This is a genomic window from Leclercia sp. Marseille-Q4284 (assembly GCF_916618945.1).
Taxonomy (GTDB): Bacteria; Pseudomonadota; Gammaproteobacteria; order Enterobacterales; family Enterobacteriaceae; genus Enterobacter; species Enterobacter tamurae.
Genome location: NZ_CAKAKG010000002.1, coordinates 592,859 through 611,175, shown reverse-complemented (window position 1 = coordinate 611,175; position 18,317 = coordinate 592,859). Strand labels below are relative to the sequence as shown.

General features: G+C 57.8%; 18 protein-coding genes. 15 read left to right on the top strand and 3 right to left on the bottom strand.

Going from position 1 to position 18,317, the window contains the following annotated elements:
- The first annotated feature begins 102 nt into the window (after positions 1 to 102).
- The 3 genes from malM to ubiA all read left to right on the top strand — a co-directional run bounded on the left by malM (position 103) and on the right by ubiA (position 2,626).
- Complete coding sequence (gene malM, locus LG383_RS17645; RefSeq protein WP_106993922.1) at positions 103 to 1,065, top strand: maltose operon protein MalM; 963 nt, start codon at positions 103 to 105, stop codon at positions 1,063 to 1,065.
- Positions 1,066 to 1,246: 181 nt separating this feature from the next.
- A complete protein-coding gene (gene ubiC, locus LG383_RS17640; protein ID WP_106993923.1) occupies positions 1,247 to 1,744 on the top strand; it encodes a chorismate lyase in 498 nt (165 codons plus the stop codon).
- Between the two features lie 12 nt (positions 1,745 to 1,756).
- Complete coding sequence (gene ubiA / locus LG383_RS17635; protein WP_106993924.1) at positions 1,757 to 2,626, top strand: 4-hydroxybenzoate octaprenyltransferase; 870 nt, start codon at positions 1,757 to 1,759, stop codon at positions 2,624 to 2,626.
- Positions 2,627 to 2,720: 94 nt separating this feature from the next.
- Here ubiA and plsB read toward each other — a convergent pair whose 3' ends face one another.
- Positions 2,721 to 5,141, bottom strand: coding sequence for a glycerol-3-phosphate 1-O-acyltransferase PlsB (gene plsB, locus LG383_RS17630; RefSeq protein WP_166181279.1), 2,421 nt, complete (start codon positions 5,139 to 5,141; stop codon positions 2,721 to 2,723).
- A 155-nt stretch (positions 5,142 to 5,296) separates the two neighbouring features.
- Between plsB and LG383_RS17625 the strand changes: the two genes are divergently transcribed.
- The 4 genes from LG383_RS17625 (at position 5,297) to LG383_RS17610 (ending at position 8,117) form a co-directional block, all read left to right on the top strand.
- Entirely contained in the window at positions 5,297 to 5,665 is a 369-nt protein-coding gene (locus tag LG383_RS17625) for a diacylglycerol kinase (RefSeq protein WP_106993926.1), read from the top strand.
- A gap of 109 nt (positions 5,666 to 5,774) precedes the next feature.
- Positions 5,775 to 6,383 (top strand): transcriptional repressor LexA, encoded by a 609-nt coding sequence (lexA, locus tag LG383_RS17620; protein ID WP_106993927.1) that lies wholly within the window; start codon positions 5,775 to 5,777, stop codon positions 6,381 to 6,383.
- Positions 6,384 to 6,446: 63 nt separating this feature from the next.
- On the top strand, positions 6,447 to 7,766 hold the full coding sequence (gene dinF / locus LG383_RS17615; protein WP_166181283.1) for an MATE family efflux transporter DinF: 1,320 nt from the start codon (positions 6,447 to 6,449) through the stop codon (positions 7,764 to 7,766).
- A 141-nt stretch (positions 7,767 to 7,907) separates the two neighbouring features.
- Complete coding sequence (locus LG383_RS17610) at positions 7,908 to 8,117, top strand: CsbD family protein (RefSeq protein ID WP_032615972.1); 210 nt, start codon at positions 7,908 to 7,910, stop codon at positions 8,115 to 8,117.
- A 69-nt stretch (positions 8,118 to 8,186) separates the two neighbouring features.
- On the opposite strand, the gene zur is transcribed toward LG383_RS17610, so the two are convergent.
- The gene (gene zur / locus LG383_RS17605) at positions 8,187 to 8,702 is read right to left on the bottom strand and encodes a zinc uptake transcriptional repressor Zur (RefSeq protein ID WP_032615974.1); all 516 of its coding nucleotides are present in this window, start codon (positions 8,700 to 8,702) and stop codon (positions 8,187 to 8,189) included.
- Between the two features lie 112 nt (positions 8,703 to 8,814).
- Here zur and LG383_RS17600 point away from each other — a divergent pair, with 112 nt between their 5' ends.
- The 4 genes from LG383_RS17600 to pspG all read left to right on the top strand — a co-directional run bounded on the left by LG383_RS17600 (position 8,815) and on the right by pspG (position 12,240).
- Positions 8,815 to 9,303, top strand: coding sequence for a cupin domain-containing protein (locus LG383_RS17600; protein WP_106993929.1), 489 nt, complete (start codon positions 8,815 to 8,817; stop codon positions 9,301 to 9,303).
- 163 nt (positions 9,304 to 9,466) lie between these two features.
- Positions 9,467 to 10,777: a conjugal transfer protein TraF gene (locus LG383_RS17595; RefSeq protein ID WP_225759801.1), complete on the top strand. Its 1,311-nt coding sequence runs from the start codon at positions 9,467 to 9,469 to the stop codon at positions 10,775 to 10,777.
- An 80-nt stretch (positions 10,778 to 10,857) separates the two neighbouring features.
- A complete protein-coding gene (dusA, locus tag LG383_RS17590; protein WP_106993931.1) occupies positions 10,858 to 11,853 on the top strand; it encodes a tRNA dihydrouridine(20/20a) synthase DusA in 996 nt (331 codons plus the stop codon).
- Between the two features lie 144 nt (positions 11,854 to 11,997).
- On the top strand, positions 11,998 to 12,240 hold the full coding sequence (pspG, locus tag LG383_RS17585; protein ID WP_106993932.1) for an envelope stress response protein PspG: 243 nt from the start codon (positions 11,998 to 12,000) through the stop codon (positions 12,238 to 12,240).
- A 183-nt stretch (positions 12,241 to 12,423) separates the two neighbouring features.
- On the opposite strand, the gene LG383_RS17580 is transcribed toward pspG, so the two are convergent.
- Positions 12,424 to 13,407 carry a quinone oxidoreductase gene (locus LG383_RS17580; RefSeq protein ID WP_225759800.1) on the bottom strand — a complete coding sequence of 328 codons (984 nt, stop codon included), beginning with the start codon at positions 13,405 to 13,407 and terminating at the stop codon, positions 12,424 to 12,426.
- A 71-nt stretch (positions 13,408 to 13,478) separates the two neighbouring features.
- Here LG383_RS17580 and dnaB point away from each other — a divergent pair, with 71 nt between their 5' ends.
- The 4 genes from dnaB (at position 13,479) to aphA (ending at position 18,233) form a co-directional block, all read left to right on the top strand.
- A complete protein-coding gene (gene dnaB, locus LG383_RS17575) occupies positions 13,479 to 14,891 on the top strand; it encodes a replicative DNA helicase (RefSeq protein WP_106993934.1) in 1,413 nt (470 codons plus the stop codon).
- A 16-nt stretch (positions 14,892 to 14,907) separates the two neighbouring features.
- Positions 14,908 to 15,987, top strand: a complete 1,080-nt coding sequence (alr, locus tag LG383_RS17570) for an alanine racemase (RefSeq protein WP_106993935.1) — start codon at positions 14,908 to 14,910, stop codon at positions 15,985 to 15,987.
- Positions 15,988 to 16,133: 146 nt separating this feature from the next.
- Entirely contained in the window at positions 16,134 to 17,327 is a 1,194-nt protein-coding gene (tyrB, locus tag LG383_RS17565) for an aromatic amino acid transaminase (RefSeq protein ID WP_225759799.1), read from the top strand.
- A 192-nt stretch (positions 17,328 to 17,519) separates the two neighbouring features.
- On the top strand, positions 17,520 to 18,233 hold the full coding sequence (gene aphA, locus LG383_RS17560) for an acid phosphatase AphA (RefSeq protein WP_225759798.1): 714 nt from the start codon (positions 17,520 to 17,522) through the stop codon (positions 18,231 to 18,233).
- Positions 18,234 to 18,317: the final 84 nt, after the last annotated feature.

Genomic DNA, 18,317 nt, shown 5'->3' with positions numbered 1-18,317 from the left:
TGATGTATTGACCTAAAAGAGGGGCGCAAGCCCCTCTCTTCATAGAGTCCTGCGCGCTATTGCCTGGCCACCGCAGTGCTTATGCTATCTGAGGTAATAACAATGAAAATGAAGAAAAGTCTCGTCGCGCTGTGCCTCTCTGCAGGGTTGCTGGCAAGTGCTCCCGCCATCACCCTGGCGAACGTCAATTTTGTTCCGCAAAACACCAGCGCCGCGCCTGCTGTTCCGGCCGCCGCGCTGCAACAGCTGGTCTGGACGCCTGTCGACCAGTCTAAAACCCAGACCACCCAGCTCTCTACCGGCGGTCAGTCGCTGAATGTGCCGGGGATCGCCGGCCCGGTGGCCGCCTACAGCGTGCCTGCCAATATCGGTGAAATCACCCTCACGCTGACCAGTATTGTCAATAAACAAACCAGCGTATTTGCCCCGAACGTGCTGATTCTGGATCAGAACCTGACGCCATCGGCTTACTTCCCAAGCGAATACTTCACCTACCAGGAGCCGGGCGTGATGAGCGCGGACCGCCTGGAAGGGGTCATGCGCCTGACGCCAGCGCTGGGTCAGCAAAAACTCTATGTGCTGGTGTTTACTACCGATAAAGATCTGCAGCACACCACCAAACTTCTCAACCCGGCAAAAGCCTATGCCAAAGGCACCGGCAACGCCGTACCGGATATTCCGGACCCGCTTGCCCGCCACGTTACCGAGGGTGAGCTGAAGCTGAAAGTCTCGACCAACAACGCCTCCAGCGTGCTGGTCGGCCCGCTGTTTGGCTCTTCCGGCCCGGGTCCGGTCACGGTGGGTAACACCGCAGCGCCAGCTCCGGTCTATGCCGCGCCAGTCGCTGCACCGGCTACCGCTGCTGCCCCAGTCGCTGCCCCAGTTGCCGCGAAGAAGAGCGAGCCGGTGCTTAACGACACCGAAACCTACTTCAATCAGGCGATTAAACAGGCAGTTGCTAAAGGCGACGTCGACAAGGCGCTGAAACTCCTTGATGAAGCCGAGCGTTTAGGCTCGACCACTGCCCGTTCCACCTTTATCAGCAGTGTAAAAGGCAAGGGGTGACCGTCTCCCCACAGTGCTGATTTTGTCAGTAGTTTGGTGCGCCCTTACGGGCGCACTTTTTTTGCACGGTCTGCCGCTGTTGCATCTCTGTTGCGATAATGTTCGCTAGTTCTCGTTTGCCCGCCCCCATTCCGCGTTTCTGCGATACAATAGCTTCACGTTATGTATCGGAGAGTCTGGCATGTCACACCCCGCGCTAACGCAACTGCGCGCGCTGCGTTATTTTGACGAAATCCCTGCGCTGGAACCGGAGCAGCTCGACTGGCTGCTGCTGGAAGATTCCATGACCAAACGTTTTGAGCAGCAGGGCAAAAAGGTCACCGTGACCCTTATTCAGGAAGGATTCGTCACGCCTGACGCGGTAGCGGATGAACTGCCGTTGCTGCCGAAAGAGGCCCGCTACTGGCTGCGGGAGATCCTGCTCTGCGCCGACGGCGAGCCGTGGCTGGCCGGGCGCACCGTGGTGCCGGAATCTACTCTTACCGGGCCGGAGCTGGCGCTGCAGCAGATGGGCAAAACCCCGCTGGGACGTTATCTGTTCACCTCCTCCGAGCTTACCCGTGATTTTATTGAGATTGGTCGCGATGCCGGGCTATTGGGACGTCGTTCCCGCCTGCGCCTGAGTGGTAAACCCTTGATGCTGACCGAGCTGTTTTTACCGGCGTCGCCGTTGTACTAAGAGGAAGAGAAAATGGAGTGGAGTCTGACGCAGAACAAGCTGCTGGCGTACCACCGTCTGATGCGAACCGACAAGCCGATCGGGGCGCTGCTGCTGCTGTGGCCGACGCTGTGGGCGCTATGGGTGGCGACCCCCGGGCTGCCGCCGCTGTGGATCCTGGCGGTGTTTGTGGCGGGCGTCTGGTTGATGCGTGCGGCAGGCTGTGTCGTCAACGACTATGCCGACCGTAAGTTTGATGGCCATGTAAAACGCACCGCTAATCGCCCGCTGCCGAGCGGCGATGTCACCGAGAAAGAGGCGCGCACGCTGTTTGTGGTGCTGGTCCTGCTGTCGTTCCTGCTGGTGTTAACCCTGAATACCATGACCATCCTGCTCTCCGTGGCAGCACTGGCTCTGGCCTGGGTCTACCCGTTTATGAAGCGCTACACCCATCTGCCGCAGGTGGTGCTGGGCGCCGCTTTTGGCTGGTCGATTCCGATGGCGTTTGCCGCCGTCAGCGAGAGCGTACCCTTGAGCTGCTGGCTGATGTTCCTGGCCAACATCCTCTGGGCGGTAGCCTACGATACGCAATACGCGATGGTCGATCGGGATGATGATCTGAAAATCGGCATCAAATCCACTGCCATTCTGTTTGGTCGACAGGACAAGCTGATCATCGGGATTTTGCAGGTGGCGGTGCTGGGACTGATGGTGGCGATTGGTTACCTGAACCAGCTGAACGGGGCGTTTTACGCGGCGGTTGCGGCGGCGGGCGTGCTGTTTATCTACCAGCAGAAACTTATCGCCAACCGCGAGCGCGAAGCCTGTTTTAAAGCGTTTCTGAACAATAACTACGTCGGTCTGGTGCTGTTCCTGGGGCTGGCGGTGAGTTACCTGGCGTAAAAAAAGCCGGGTGGCGACTTCGCCTTACCCGGCCTACATATTGTGCAGAATCGTAGGCCGGGTAAGCGTGAGCGCCACCCGGCTTTTTTACGCACTACTCGCCCTGCGTCGCGCTCTCAATCGTTAAGCGCACGTCAGAGGTAATCAGGTCCGCCAACATCTGGTACACCTTCATCGTCTCGGCCGGCTCGGCATCACCGCTGTCGCTGATATAGCCCTCGTCGCGCAGCGTCAACACCAGCGAACTGAACACCGCTTTATCGAAGAACTCCGGCGCGTTGATGCCGTGGAGCATCGACAGACGCTGTGCCAGGGTGCGGCTCTCTTTCTCCAGCGTCCCGCGGTTGATCGACGGGTTGGCGCTCAGCAGCCAGAAGGTAATGGCGTAGCGCTGCACGGTTTCGCGTGCCCCCGCCGCCAGCAGCTGCAGCGTGCGTGCCCGGGACGGATTGATCAGCAGAATGTCATCTCTCTGCGAAATCAGCTCCTGGCGGGTCAGCTCTTCAATCTGCTTATCCAGCACCTCTGCCAGCTCGTCGTTATCCCAGCGCAGGAACAGCTCCGCTTTCAGCATCGGGTAGAGAGCAGTCACATGCTCCAGCAGCGCCTGACGGGTGATCTGGCGATGTTGGGTGATGATGGCCGCCATCAGCGAAGGCAGCATCAGCATATGCGCAATGTTGTTGCGGTAGTAGGTCATCAGTACCGCCTGCTCGCGCGGCAGAATGATGATATCGCCGATGGTGTCCTTCTCGACCTCGAACTTGTTCATCTGCAGCGCGTGCTCGAGCAGCTCGTTGGCGCTGGCGGTCGGCACCGTGGCATCTTCCGCGTACGGTACGTTGCGCAACAGGTTCAGATAGCAGTCGAGCTGCTCAAGCAGCTGTTCGCGGGTGAGCGAGCGCTGGCGAGAGCCCAGCAGGGCGGTAGAACACAGGTTCATGGCGTTAGCCGCCCCGGCGTTGTTAATACGCACCATCAGATCGGCAGCAATGGCATTCACCGTTGGCGTCAGCCAGGCCGGACGTACCGCTTCGATCGGATCGATAGACTCGCGCCACTCCGGTACCCGGTGGTTCAGGTAGGTCATCAGCGGCATCGGTTCACCGAAGTTGACATACCCCTGACCGAGGTTACGCAGCTTGCTCAGACCACGCAGCATCTGCAGCAGGCTCTCTTTCTCTTTGGTGGCGCCGCGCAGCTCTTTGGCGTAGGTACCCACTTCCATCACGTGCTCGTAACCAATGTAAATCGGCACCAGGGTGATTGGACGCGTACCGCCACGCAGCATCGCCTGAATGGTCATCGACAGGGTGCCGGTCTTCGGATCGAGCAAACGCCCGGTACGGGAACGGCCGCCCTCCACGAAATATTCCACCGAGTAGCCACGGCTGAACAGCTCGCCCAGATACTCACGGAACACCGTCGAGTAGAGCTTATTGCCTTTAAAGGTACGGCGAATAAAGAACGCACCCAGACGGCGGAAGATCGGGCCTGCCGGCCAGAAGTTGAGGTTGATCCCCGCAGCAATGTGCGGCGGCACCAGCCCCTGGTGATAGAGCACGTACGAGAGCAGCAGGTAGTCCATGTGGCTGCGGTGGCAGGGCACATAGACGATCTCATGGCCGTCGTGGGCAAGCTGGCGCACACGCTCGGCGTTGTGCACGTTAATCCCCTGATAGAGACGGTTCCAGGTAAAGCTCAGGATACGGTCGCTAAGGCGGATCATCTCGTAGGAGAAGTTAGCCGCAATCTCTTCCATCAGGGCGATGGCGTTTTGTTGCGCCTTCTCATGGGAGATTTTTTTGCTGCGCGCTTCGTCTTCAACGGCGCGGGCAATGGCTTTTGAGGCCAGCAGCTTATTAAACAGATCCTGACGAGCGGGCAGGCGTGGGCCTACCGCAGCCAGACGCTGACGGGCAAAGTGCATGCGCGCCACGCGGGCCAGCTTCTGGGCGATGGTCTTATCCGTGCCGTGCTCATCGGCCATCCGGCGCAGTGAGACTGACGGCGAAAAACGGACAAAGCTGTCGCGGCCCAGCCAGTTGACTGCGAAAAATTTCTGCACCCCGTTGAGCATGCGCAACGGCGGGTTCTCTTCGCCCTTATCGCGCCCCGGACGACGGCCAAACATCACCGACACGGGGACCATCTGCACGTCCAGCAGCGGGTTGCTGCGGTGCAGATCGAGGTAGTCGTGGAACAGCTTGATCGACTCTTCTTTCGGCGTGTACCAGGTGAACACACGAGGGCCACCGTGGATAAAGATGTAGCGCGGCAGCAGGGTGCCGTCGATCTCCAGCGGCTCCAGCGGATCGGGAAGATCGTGCGCCAGGCATTGGGCGCGCAGCGTCAGCAAGTCGGCCTTCGAGTTATAAGGCAACACATACATAATAGGACGCGAGGTATCGAGTCCTAATTCCAGCGTGGGAACCGCCGGGATAGACTTGCTTTTTACCAGGACGCTTAATGGTAAATTAAGTAATTTGTAGTAAATTCGTGGCCAGCCAGACATAAACGATGTAAAGCCTCTGGTTAAAAATGCAATTGCGGCGCAAGGATAACAGAAAGCGCGCAAGATTTCTGTTGTTACCCGTCATACTTCCGGGGGCGGCGCATAGCGCTTAAGCCACCGTTTCTGACGCTATTTTCGAAGAAAGGTTTCTTTTAATGGCCAATAATACCACTGGGTTAACCCGAATCATTAAAGCTGCCGGTTATTCATGGAAAGGCATCCGTGCTGCCTGGATCAATGAAGCCGCATTTCGCCAGGAGGGGGTTGCGGTCGCCGTGGCGATTATTATTGCCTGCTGGCTGGATGTTGATCCCATCACCCGCGTATTGCTGATTGGCTCGGTGATGTTGGTGATGATAGTCGAAATTCTGAACAGTGCGATTGAGGCGGTAGTCGACCGCATTGGCACTGATTTTCACGAGCTCTCGGGCCGGGCGAAAGATATGGGCTCTGCCGCGGTGCTGATGGCGATTATCGTTGCGTTGTTTACCTGGGTCACGCTGCTTTGGGGACATTTACGATAAGCCTTCAGAAACCGAACAAGTCTCTGGTTTTTTATGCGGTTTGTGGTTCCAAAATCACCTTTAGCTGTATATACTCACAGCATAACTGTATATACACCCAGGGGGCGGAATGAAAGCGTTAACGACCAGGCAGCAAGAGGTGTTTGATCTCATTCGGGATCATATCAGCCAGACGGGTATGCCGCCGACGCGTGCAGAAATCGCGCAGCGTCTGGGCTTCCGTTCTCCAAACGCCGCTGAAGAGCACCTTAAGGCACTGGCGCGCAAGGGTGTGCTTGAGATTGTCTCCGGTGCGTCTCGCGGTATTCGTCTGCTGATTGAAGCCGAAGAGGGCCTTCCGCTCGTCGGTCGCGTCGCCGCTGGTGAACCGCTGCTGGCGCAACAGCACATCGAAGGCCACTATCAGGTCGATCCTGGCATGTTTAAACCGAGCGCAGATTTTCTGCTGCGCGTAAGCGGCATGTCGATGAAAGATATCGGTATTCTCGACGGCGATCTGCTGGCGGTGCATAAAACGCAGGACGTGCGTAACGGCCAGGTGGTTGTGGCGCGTATCGACGACGAAGTGACCGTTAAGCGCCTGAAAAAGCAGGGCAACACCGTGCAACTGCTGCCGGAAAACAGTGAGTTTTCCCCGATTGTTGTCGACCTGCGTGAAAATAACTTCTCCATCGAAGGCCTGGCGGTTGGCGTCATCCGCAACGGTGAGTGGTTATAACTCCTTTCTGACAGACTGCGGCCCTGTCGCAGTCTGCTTCTTCTGTCTCCGGCGAACATTCCCATGTCTCTCCTGACTGCTTCCGACAAGGCGTTGTGGCGTCTTGCACTTCCCATGATCGTCTCCAATATCAGCGTCCCTCTGCTTGGGCTGGTGGATACGGCAGTTATTGGTCATCTCGATTCGCCCGTCTATCTGGGCGGTGTCGCCATCGGCGCGACGGCAACCAGCTTCCTGTTTATGCTGCTGCTCTTCTTGCGCATGAGCACCACCGGGCTTACCGCCCAGGCCTATGGTGCGAAAGATCCGCTGCGTCTGGCCCGGGCGCTGGTACAGCCGCTGATCCTGGCCCTGGGTGCCGGATTATTGATTGTGCTGTTGCGCACGCCGCTTATCGATCTGGCCCTGCATATCGTCGGTGGCAGCGAGGCCGTTCTCTATCAGGCGCGACGCTTCCTTGAAATACGCTGGCTCAGCGCCCCGGCATCGCTGGCTAACCTGGTCCTGCTCGGCTGGCTGTTGGGCGTTCAGTATGCCCGGGCGCCGGTGATCCTGCTGGTGGTGGGTAACCTGCTCAATATCGTGCTGGATCTCTGGCTGGTGATGGGTCTGCAGATGAACGTGCAGGGCGCTGCCCTGGCGACCGCTATCGCAGAATATGCCACCCTGGCGATCGGCCTGTGGATGGTCTGGCGGGTGCTGGCCCTGCGCGGTATTTCGCTGGCGTTGCTGAAGGCAAGCTGGCGGGGCAATATCCGCAAGCTGCTTGCCCTCAATCGCGACATCATGCTGCGCTCGCTGCTGCTGCAACTCTGTTTCGGGGCGCTGACGGTAATGGGGGCGCGGCTGGGGCCGGAGATTATCGCCGTCAACGCCGTGCTGATGACCCTGCTGACCTTTACCGCCTACGCCCTGGATGGCTTCGCCTATGCGGTCGAAGCGCACTCCGGGCAGGCCTATGGTGCCCGGGAAAGCGGTCAACTGCGGGAAGTGTGGCGGGCGGCCTGCCGTCAGTCCGGCCTGGTGGCGCTGGCCTTTGCGCTCATCTATGCCCTGGCAGGCGACAACATCATTGCCCTGCTGACCTCACTGCCCGAGTTGCGCGCGCTGGCGAGCCACTATCTTATCTGGCAGGTGGTGTTACCGGTGGTGGGCGTCTGGTGCTATTTGCTGGATGGCATGTTTATCGGCGCAACCCGCGGAGCAGAGATGCGCAACAGCATGGCCGTGGCGGCCGCCGGGTTTGGCCTGACGCTGTTCACCCTGCCGTGGCTGGGTAATCACGGTCTGTGGCTGGCCCTGAGCGTGTTCCTGGCCCTGCGTGGGCTCTCTCTGGCGTGGATTTGGCACCGGCACTGGCGCAACGGAACCTGGTTTCTGTAGCGGCTTCGCCTGACCAAATGGTAAAAGATTCCGAATAACAAACCTAACGCCGCAGGCTTATCTATAATTATTATCACGTCCAGCACGAAACGTATTTCAGGACGAACTTAACCTTAACGACCGAACGAAGAGGAATCGATGATGAATAAAGACCAAGTCGGCGGTAACTGGAAGCAATTTAAAGGTAAAGTAAAAGAACAGTGGGGCGATCTGACTGATGACGATATGACCGTCATTGAAGGTAAACGTGACCAGCTGGTGGGTAAAATCCAGGAACGCTATGGTTATGAGAAAGACCAGGCGGAGAAAGAAGTTGGTGACTGGGAAACCCGTAACAACTATCGCTGGTAATTAACCTATACCCGCAGGTACACGGATGTACGCCCAGGGCGACCTTTCAGGTCGCCCGTTTTTTTGCCCTCAGCGCGGCTTTTTCTTCAGCTGGATAGAGTGATCGTGCTGACAATCTTCCTGATGGCGACAGGCTTCCACTTCCACGCAGTTGCGGCACAGACCGTGCGCTTCAATCACGTTGTGGCGCAGAGCAAACCCCATCTTCGCCGCCAGGGTATGCATGATATCTTCCACCCCTTCAGCGCCTTCTTCCTTCACGCTGCCACAGCGGTCACAGATAAACATCGCTGAGGTGTGAGTCGGCTGATCGAACAGATGGCACAGCACGTAGCTGTTGGTCGATTCCACCTTATGTACAAAACCCTGCTCGAGTAAAAAATCGAGCGCCCGATAGACGGTAGGCGGTTTAGCCTGCGGCTCGCTTTCGCGCAGCAGGTCGAGCAGGTCGTAGGCGCTGATGGCCCCGTTTTGCAGGCTCAGCAGACGCAACACTTCAAGGCGCTGCGGAGTCAGGCGCACATTGCGTTGCGCGCACAGCTTTTCGGCTTGCGCTAACAGTGCCTGCATTGTGGTCGTTTCCATTTTGCACCTCGAATAACGTGGAATAACAAACCGCCAGTTTACCATGTTCTGGCCTAAACGCCGAGATCCCCCGGGTGTGCTACCCTGACGAAAAACCACAGGGGATGAAAAGATGAAAAGACCTGACTGTATTCGGCACTGGCGCGAAGTAGAAGGCGCTGACAACTCAACCTATCCCGACAGCACAGAGCGTTTCTCTATTGGCGCACCGCTGGCCCGAGCATTGGGGCTGGGCCGCCTCGGTATCCATCATGAGCGCCTCCCGCCCGGGCGCCGTACTTCGTACCCGCATGCCGAAAGCGACGAAGAAGAGTTCATCTTTGTGCTCGAAGGTTATCCCGAAGCCTGGATCAACGGTTATTTATGGAAACTGGAGCCGGGGGACAGCGTCGGTTTTCCTGCCGGGACAGGGGTCTGCCACACCTTTATTAATAACACCAGTGAAGAGGTACGGTTATTAGTTGTGGGAGAAGCGAATAAAAAATATAACCGTATTTATTATCCGCTGAATGCGGTATATGCCGCCACGCGCGAAGATCGCTGGATAGATCATCCGCCGCAATTTTTTGGTCCTCATGATGGAAAACCAGGGCAAAAGTAATTTCTTGTTCTATACATATTAAAGAAATAAGGAAATCAATAACTTAATCTAATACTAAAGTTTAGATAAATTCGGCTTCTCATACTTTTTTCACAAAGGACGTATGCCCCTGCGCGGTATTTAGCCGCCGGGGTTTATTCACCCACAATAAGTCAGGTGTCCTGTGAAAATTAAATTCAAACTTTCTGTGGCGGGAATTGCCACCGCTTTTCTTTTGCCTAATCACGCTGGAGCAGAAAATACCTGGACGGAAGCACGCGGCGATGCCATGGGTGGGACGGGCGTTGCGGCGGCGCATTATAGCAGCGGGGTGCTGATTAACCCGGCCCTGTTGGCAAAATCGCAAGCAGAGGATGATGTCGCCATTATATTTCCCTCGGTCGGGGCGCAAATCAGCGATAAAGACAATCTGCAGGACAAAATCGATGAAATCAGCGATGAGATCCGCGCCGATCGGGAGATGATCGACGATCTCACCGTGGCGCAGATCCTGGCCGATCCTCAGGGGACGCTCAGCGATCTTCAGGGCGCTGCAGGCAGTCTGGCCGATCAGCTGGAGTTCCTCGAGGGCAAAACCGCCCACGGCAACGCCGGGGCAGGAATAGCCGTCAGTATTCCGGGCTCGGGGCTGTCGCTGGCGTTTGTCGCTAAGGCCAATGCCCATGCGCGCGTCAGTTCGGAGATCGATCCGCAGGATATTGCGTTCCTGCGCAGGTTGCAGGGCAATGCAGGGATGACCAACCAGATGGCGCTGGGTGCGGCGCGAAACGGCAGCGATGTGATTACCCGCAACCTTAACTCTGTCGCCCTGGGCAGGGCGGCGATCGTCTCTGACTACGGCGTGGCGGTGGCCCGCCAGTTTGAATTCAACGGCCTGCCTGTTTCGGTCGGCGTGACGCCAAAGCTGCAGCAAACCTGGCTCTACAACTACACCACCTCCATCTATACCTACGACAGCAGCGACTTTAACAGCAGCCGCTACCGCAATGACGACACCAGTTTTAACATTGATGTCGGCGTGGCGGTCGACTTTGGTGAAAACTGGACGGTAGGCCTCAGCGGGCAGAACCTGTTCTCACGTGACATTGATACCAACGATATCCGCATTCTCAACGGGCGCACTGGGGAAGAGGTGAGTTATCAGGACACCTACCAAATCCGGCCCCTTGTCACGGCAGGCGTGGCCTGGCATACCGGTCTTATCACCCTCAGCGCCGATGGCGATCTGACCGAAACCCGGGGCTTCAGGAGCGAAGAAAACTCGCAGTATATCGGGGTGGGGGCGGAGGTGTCCCTGCTCGGCTGGCTGGCGGTGCGCGGCGGCTTTCGTGGGGACGTGAAGGGCAACGACAGCAACGTCTTTACCGGCGGTTTCGGTTTCGCCCCGTTTAATTCCGTGCATTTCGATCTTACCGGCATTGTCGGGGAGGACGAAACCTGGGGTGCCGGGGCGCAATTCAGCGTGCGGTTCTGACCGGATCCGGAGGCGATCTGCCTCCGGCGAATATGTGCTATAGTAGCGCCCCATTTTCAGCAGATGCTTAAAACTTCGCCATGTCGTCAGAAAACTCGTCCCTCTATCCTGCTCACCGTTTCTCCATCGCGCCGATGCTCGACTGGACAGACAGACACTGCCGCTACTTCCTGCGCCTGCTGTCGCGCCATACCCTGCTCTATACCGAGATGGTGACCACCGGGGCGATTATTCATGGCAAGGGCGACTACCTCGCCTTCAGCGAAGAGGAGCATCCGGTAGCGTTGCAGCTCGGCGGCAGCGATCCGGCCGCGCTGGCGCACTGCGCGAAGCTGGCAGAGGCGCGCGGCTACGACGAGATCAACCTCAACGTCGGCTGCCCCTCCGATCGCGTGCAGAACGGTATGTTCGGTGCCTGCCTGATGGGCAATGCGCAACTGGTGGCCGACTGCGTGAAAGCGATGCGTGATGTGGTCTCCATTCCGGTGACGGTCAAAACCCGTATCGGCATCGACGATCAGGACAGCTACGAATTTCTCTGCGACTTCATCGGCACGGTGGCCGGCAAGGGCGAGTGCGAGATGTTTATCATCCACGCCCGTAAAGCCTGGCTCTCTGGCCTGAGCCCGAAAGAGAACCGGGAGATCCCGCCTCTGGATTACCCCCGCGTTTATCAGCTGAAGCGTGATTTCCCGCAGCTGACGATGTCGATCAACGGCGGCATCAAGTCCCTTGAGGAGGCCAAAGCGCATTTACAGCATATGGATGGCGTGATGGTGGGGCGCGAGGCGTACCAGAACCCGGGCGTGCTGGCGGCGGTAGATCGTGAGATCTTCGGTGTGGACAGCGCCGATCGCGATCCGGTGGCAGTGGTGCGGGCGATGTATCCCTACATTGAACGCGAGCTGAGCAACGGTACCTATCTGGGCCACGTGACCCGCCACATGCTGGGTCTGTTCCAGGGGATCCCGGGCGCGCGCCAGTGGCGCCGTTACCTGAGTGAAAATGCTCATAAAGCCGGTGCCGATATTGAAGTGCTTGAGCAGGCGCTGCGTCTGGTGGCAGACAAGCGATAATTTTCACTAAAACTTCGTCAAATTCACCACGCCCGGCGCAATATCGCCGGGCGTTTTGCTTTTAAATCAGTTATTTATATTTTGGCACGGATCTTGTAATGGTATTAATTAGCGTATCGTTGTGATGCATTTCGGGAGAGAGCCATGCTGGAACTACTTTTTGTGATTGGATTTTTTGTCATGTTGATGGCAACCGGCGTCTCGCTGCTGGGGATCATTGCCGCGCTGGTGGTCGCCACGGTGGTGATGTTTATCGGCGGACTGTTTGCCCTGATGCTGAAACTGCTGCCGTGGTTGCTGTTGGCCGTGGCGGTGGTGTGGGCGATACGGGCGATTAAATCGCCAAAAATCCCACGCTATCAGCGCAATAACCGCTTTCGTTACTAAGGTATTGAGTGGTTCGTCACATCCTTGCAACTTTTACGGCAGCATTGCTTAGAACGGAATAGGATTTACTTATCGAATCTGTCACTATTGCCGCCGTTAAAGAATTCATCGCGCTGTACCCTACATACAGCCGAACTAAAAAAAGAAAAGAAAAGGGCTTCCTTCGGGAAGCCCAATTTCTTTTTAGGGGATCAGTAAACTCGAACCCTGCGTCGCCCGGCTCTCCAGCACCTCATGCGCGCGTTGCGCATCAGCCAGCGGATACCTCTGCGCTTCTGCCACATCCACCTTAATCACCCCGCTGGCAATCAACGAGAACAGCTCGTTGCTGGCCTCGACCAGTTCGTCATGATTAGTGACGTAACCCTGCAACGAAGGACGGGTGGCAAACAGCGAACCTTTCTGGTTAAGAATGCCCAGATTGACGCCGGTCACCGGGCCGGAGGCGTTGCCGAAGCTGACCATCAGGCCACGGCGCTGCAGACAGTCCAGCGAGGCTTCCCAGGTATCTTTGCCCACCGAGTCATACACCACGCGCACCTTTTTACCGCCGGTGATCTCTTTCACCCGCTCAACGATGCTCTCTTCGCGGTAGTTAATTACCTGCCAGGCACCCGCCTGCAGCGCGCGCTGCGCCTTTTGCGCATTGCCAACGGTGCCGATCAGCTTGGCCCCCAGCGCTTTTGCCCACTGGCAGGCAATCAGCCCGACGCCGCCTGCGGCCGCGTGGAACAGGAACTGTTCGTCAGGCTTGATCTCATAGGTTTTGCGCAACAGATAAAAGACCGTCAGCCCTTTCAGGAAGGAGGCGGCGGCCTGCTCGAAGGAGATGGCGTCCGGCAGAATGGCGGCTTTATCCGCCGGGACGTTGTGAACCGAGCTGTAGGCGCCAAGGGCAGATTGCGCATACACCACGCGGTCGCCCTCTTTTATATGCTTAACGGCGCTGCCTACTTTCACCACTACACCGGCCGCCTCGGTACCCAGCCCGCTTGGCAGGGCCGGAGGCGGATAGAGGCCCCCGCGGATATAAGTGTCAATGTAGTTAATGCCAATGGCTTTGTTTTCGACCTGGATTTCCTGCTCGCCTGGCGCGGCGGGCGTAAACTCCACCGCCCGCAAAACCTCCGGGCCGCCGTGCTTATGAAATTCAATACGCGTTGCCATGCTCCCTCCATTAGAATTAGAAAATATGGTAATCTTTCGACCCACTCTCTATCTCGGTAACTCCATTCACTATGGCAGGAAACAAACCCTTCAACAAACAGACTGAACCCCGTGAACGCGATCCGCAGTTAGCCGGGTTAAAAGTCCCGCCGCACTCGATTGAAGCGGAACAGTCGGTGTTGGGCGGTTTAATGCTGGATAACGAGCGCTGGGACGACGTTGCCGAGCGCGTCGTCACCGACGACTTCTATACCCGCCCGCACCGCCATATCTTTACTGAGATGGCGCGTCTGCAGGAGTCGGGCAGCCCCATCGATCTGATCACCCTCGCGGAATCGCTGGAGCGTCAGGGGCAACTGGAGACCGTTGGCGGCTTCGCCTATCTGGCCGAGTTATCGAAAAATACGCCAAGTGCGGCGAACATCAGCGCCTACGCTGATATCGTACGCGAACGTGCGGTAGTGCGTGACATGATCTCCGTCGCCAACGAGATCGCCGAAGCTGGTTTTGATCCGCAGGGGCGTAACAGCGACGAACTGCTCGACCTGGCCGAGTCCCGGGTGTTTAAAATCGCCGAAAGCCGCGCCAATAAAGACGAAGGGCCGAAGAACATTGCCGACGTTCTCGATTCGACCATTGCGCGTATCGAACAGCTGTTCCAGCAGCCGCATGACGGGGTCACCGGGGTCAACACCGGCTATGACGATCTGAATAAAAAGACCGCCGGTCTTCAGCCGTCGGATCTGATCATCGTCGCCGCACGTCCGTCGATGGGTAAAACCACCTTTGCGATGAACCTCGTCGAAAACGCGGCGATGTTGCAGGATAAACCAGTATTAATCTTCAGTCTGGAGATGCCATCGGACCAGATCATGATGCGTTCTCTGGCGTCGCTGTCCCGCGTGGACCAGACCCGCATTCGTACCGGCCAGCTGGACGACGAGGACTGGGCGCGGATCTCCGGCACCATGGGTATTCTGCTGGAAAAACGGAACATCTATATCGATGACTCCTCCGGCCTGACGCCGACGGAAGTGCGCTCCCGCGCGCGCCGAATCGCCCGCGAGCACGGCGGCATTGGCCTGATCATGATCGACTACCTCCAGCTGATGCGCGTTCCATCGCTGTCGGACAACCGTACTCTGGAAATTGCCGAAATCTCCCGCTCGCTGAAAGCACTGGCGAAAGAGTTGCAGGTGCCGGTGGTGGCGCTGTCGCAGCTTAACCGCTCCCTGGAGCAGCGTGCCGACAAGCGTCCGGTCAACTCCGATCTGCGTGAATCGGGCTCCATCGAGCAGGATGCCGACTTAATCATGTTCATCTATCGTGATGAGGTCTATCACGAGAACAGCGACCTGAAAGGCATCGCAGAAATTATTATTGGTAAGCAGCGTAACGGCCCAATCGGTACGGTGCGTCTGACCTTTAACGGCCAATGGTCACGCTTCGACAACTATGCGGGACCGCAATATGATGATGAGTGATTTCTAAGGAATTCAAATGCAAGCGGCAACTGTAGTCATTAACCGCCGCGCTCTGCGACACAACCTGCAACGCCTGCGTGAACTGGCTCCCGCCAGCAAACTGGTTGCAGTCGTGAAAGCGAACGCTTACGGACACGGTCTGATCGAGACCGCGCGAACGCTCCCCGATGCCGACGCCTTTGGCGTCGCCCGTCTCGAAGAGGCCCTGCGCCTGCGCGAGGGGGGCATCACCCAGCCGATCCTGCTGCTCGAAGGCTTCTTTAATGGTGCCGACCTGCCGACCATCGCCGCAAAACAGCTGCATACCGCCGTGCACAACATGGAGCAGCTCGAGGCGCTGGAGAACGCGGTGCTCTGCGAGCCCGTTACCGTATGGATGAAGCTCGACACCGGCATGCATCGCCTGGGCGTGCGTCCGGAACAGGCGGAGGCCTTTTATCAGCGCTTAAGCCAGTGCCAGAACGTTCGCCAGCCGGTCAATATCGTCAGCCATTTCGCCCGGGCCGACGAGCCCGAGTGCGGCGCGACCGAACAGCAGCTCGATATCTTCAACACCTTCTGCGAAGGCAAGCCGGGGATGCGCTCGATCGCGGCCTCCGGCGGTATTCTGCTGTGGCCGCAGTCCCACTTCGACTGGGCGCGTCCGGGCATTATTCTGTACGGCGTTTCGCCGCTGGAGGGCCAACCCTGGGGGCCGGACTTCGGTTTTCAGCCGGTGATGTCGCTCACCTCCAGCCTGATTGCGGTGCGCGAGCACAAAGCCGGGGAGCCGGTAGGCTATGGCGGTACCTGGGTCAGCGAGCGTGACACCCGTCTGGGCGTGGTGGCGATGGGCTATGGCGACGGCTACCCGCGCGCTGCCCCCTCCGGTACGCCAGTGCTGGTGAACGGTCGGGAAGTGACCATCGTCGGACGCGTGGCGATGGACATGATCTGCGTTGACCTCGGGCCAGAGGCGCAGGAGAAAGCGGGCGATCCGGTGACTCTGTGGGGCGAAGGTTTACCCGTGGAGCGGATCGCGGAAATTACAAAAGTGAGTGCTTACGAACTTATCACCCGGCTGACGTCGCGGGTGGCGATGCACTACCTCGATTGATCCCGACTTTCCCTCTCCCTCCAGGGAGAGGGAGTCAAGCAGGTTCTGTCGCCCACACCCCATCTTCCTTAACATCCTCTCGATCTTCTTCTGCTTCCGGTTTATTGTTGAATTCCCTGCCTCATTATTATCCGGAGAACCATCGCGTGTTCCAGAAAGTCGACGCCTATGCTGGCGACCCCATCCTCTCCTTAATGGAGCGTTTCAAAGAAGATCCCCGGGGCGATAAAGTTAACCTCAGTATCGGTCTGTACTACAACGAAGCAGGCATTATTCCGCAGCTGCAGGCGGTGGCCAAAGCCGAAGCACGTCTCAATGCCACGCCGCACGGCGCGTCGCTCTATCTGCCGATGGAAGGGCTGAACAGCTATCGTCACACCATTGCTCCGCTGCTGTTTGGCGCAGATCATCCGGTGCTGGTGGAAAAGCGTGTGGCCACCATCCAGACCCTGGGCGGCTCAGGCGCGCTGAAGGTGGGTGCCGACTTCCTGCACAAGTATTTCCCGGAATCCGCTGTCTGGGTGAGCGACCCGACCTGGGAAAACCACGTCGCCATCTTTGAAGGCGCGGGCTTCACGGTTAACACCTACCCATGGTTTGACGATCAGACCAACGGCGTGCGCGTTGGCGCGTTGCTGGAAAAACTGAGCACCCTGCCGGAGCGCAGCATCGTGCTGCTGCACCCGTGCTGCCATAACCCGACCGGTGCCGATCTGACCAACGATCAGTGGGATGCGGTGATTGAAGTGCTGAAGGCCCGCAACCTGATCCCATTCCTCGACATTGCCTATCAGGGCTTTGGCGCCGGGATGGAAGAGGACGCCTACGCCATTCGCGCCATCGCCAGCGCAGGCCTGCCGGCGCTGGTCAGCAACTCCTTCTCCAAAATCTTCTCGCTGTATGGCGAGCGTGTCGGTGGCCTGTCGGTGGTCTGCGAAGACCAGGATGCCGCCGGACGCGTGCTGGGCCAGCTGAAAGCCACCGTGCGTCGTATCTACTCCAGCCCACCAAACTTTGGTGCGCAGGTGGTGGCGACCGTGCTGGGCGATGACGAACTCAAAGCCGAGTGGCTGGCGGAAGTGGAGGCGATGCGTATCCGTATCCTTTCCATGCGTCAGACGCTGGTCGATGTGCTGAAAGAGGCGGTGCCGGGGCACAGCTTTGACTACCTGCTGCAGCAGCGCGGCATGTTCAGCTACACCGGCTTCAGCGCGCAGCAGGTGGATCGCCTGCGCGATGAGTTTGGTGTCTACCTGATTGCCAGCGGACGCATGTGCGTGGCGGGCCTGAACAGCAGCAATGTTCAGCGCGTAGCGCAGGCCTTTGCCGCTGTAATGTAAGTACTTACTCACGGCCTCCTTCTTTTGCGAGGGGGCCGGAATGGGTAAAACCCCGCCTTGTGATATCCCTCTTTTTATTACGGCTTATATAAAAAATTCCCTTTCAATCCCCTGCGGCTACGGTTATTTTCAATCTGGTTTTTGACCATCCGCTCAAAATAAAAATAACGGTTTGAATATTCAGGGGAAAATATGCGCAAGATCACACAGGCGCTCAGCGCTGTCTGCTTATTGCTCTCACTCAGCCACCCGGCGGTGGCGCGCCCCTCATCACCTCCACCGCTCTACACCGGCACCAATGCCGCCAGGCTGGCCGAGCAGGCCCCAATCCACTGGGTGTCCGTGGCCCAGATTGAAAACAGCCTGATGGGGCGTGCGCCCATGTCGGTAGGATTTGATATTGATGACACCGTGCTGTTCTCCAGCCCGGGCTTCTGGCGGGGTAAAAAGAGCTGGTCGCCGGACAGCGACGATTACCTGAAAAACCCGGATTTCTGGCAGCAGATGAACAACGGCTGGGATGAGTTCAGCATTCCGAAAGAGGTGGCCCGCGCGCTGATTGCCATGCACGTTAAGCGTGGCGACAGGATCTGGTTTATTACCGGGCGGCATGCCACTAAAACCGAATCCGTCACCAAAGCCTTGCAGGACGCCTTTCTGATCCCCGCCGCGGCCATGAACCCGGTTATTTTTGCCGGTGAGAGCTCAGGCAGAAACAACAAAGCCTCATGGATGGAGCAGAAGCAGATCAAGATTTACTACGGCGATGCCGACAGCGACATCATTGCCGCTCGCGAGGCGGGGGCCAGAGGCATTCGGGTGCTGCGTGCCTCTAACTCGACCTGGAAACCGCTGCCGCAGGCCGGGGCGTTTGGCGAAGAGGTGATCGTCAATTCAGAATACTGAGTACCTGATCGGGGCAGAAAAGACGCTTTTTTAAGCAGATTTACCCGCTACGGGTTTTACCTTTCGTCGTATTGCTGCACACTT

Coding starts and splice junctions, on each gene's coding strand:
- zur (WP_032615974.1), bottom strand. CDS start 8,702: ATGGAAACGACCACAATGCAGGCACTGTTAGCGCAAGCCGAAAAGCTG.
- LG383_RS17610 (WP_032615972.1), top strand. CDS start 7,908: ATGAATAAAGACCAAGTCGGCGGTAACTGGAAGCAATTTAAAGGTAAA.
- lexA (WP_106993927.1), top strand. CDS start 5,775: ATGAAAGCGTTAACGACCAGGCAGCAAGAGGTGTTTGATCTCATTCGG.
- alr (WP_106993935.1), top strand. CDS start 14,908: ATGCAAGCGGCAACTGTAGTCATTAACCGCCGCGCTCTGCGACACAAC.
- LG383_RS17625 (WP_106993926.1), top strand. CDS start 5,297: ATGGCCAATAATACCACTGGGTTAACCCGAATCATTAAAGCTGCCGGT.
- ubiA (WP_106993924.1), top strand. CDS start 1,757: ATGGAGTGGAGTCTGACGCAGAACAAGCTGCTGGCGTACCACCGTCTG.
- plsB (WP_166181279.1), bottom strand. CDS start 5,141: ATGTCTGGCTGGCCACGAATTTACTACAAATTACTTAATTTACCATTA.
- LG383_RS17580 (WP_225759800.1), bottom strand. CDS start 13,407: ATGGCAACGCGTATTGAATTTCATAAGCACGGCGGCCCGGAGGTTTTG.
- pspG (WP_106993932.1), top strand. CDS start 11,998: ATGCTGGAACTACTTTTTGTGATTGGATTTTTTGTCATGTTGATGGCA.
- aphA (WP_225759798.1), top strand. CDS start 17,520: ATGCGCAAGATCACACAGGCGCTCAGCGCTGTCTGCTTATTGCTCTCA.
- dnaB (WP_106993934.1), top strand. CDS start 13,479: ATGGCAGGAAACAAACCCTTCAACAAACAGACTGAACCCCGTGAACGC.
- dusA (WP_106993931.1), top strand. CDS start 10,858: ATGTCGTCAGAAAACTCGTCCCTCTATCCTGCTCACCGTTTCTCCATC.
- malM (WP_106993922.1), top strand. CDS start 103: ATGAAAATGAAGAAAAGTCTCGTCGCGCTGTGCCTCTCTGCAGGGTTG.
- dinF (WP_166181283.1), top strand. CDS start 6,447: ATGTCTCTCCTGACTGCTTCCGACAAGGCGTTGTGGCGTCTTGCACTT.
- ubiC (WP_106993923.1), top strand. CDS start 1,247: ATGTCACACCCCGCGCTAACGCAACTGCGCGCGCTGCGTTATTTTGAC.
- LG383_RS17600 (WP_106993929.1), top strand. CDS start 8,815: ATGAAAAGACCTGACTGTATTCGGCACTGGCGCGAAGTAGAAGGCGCT.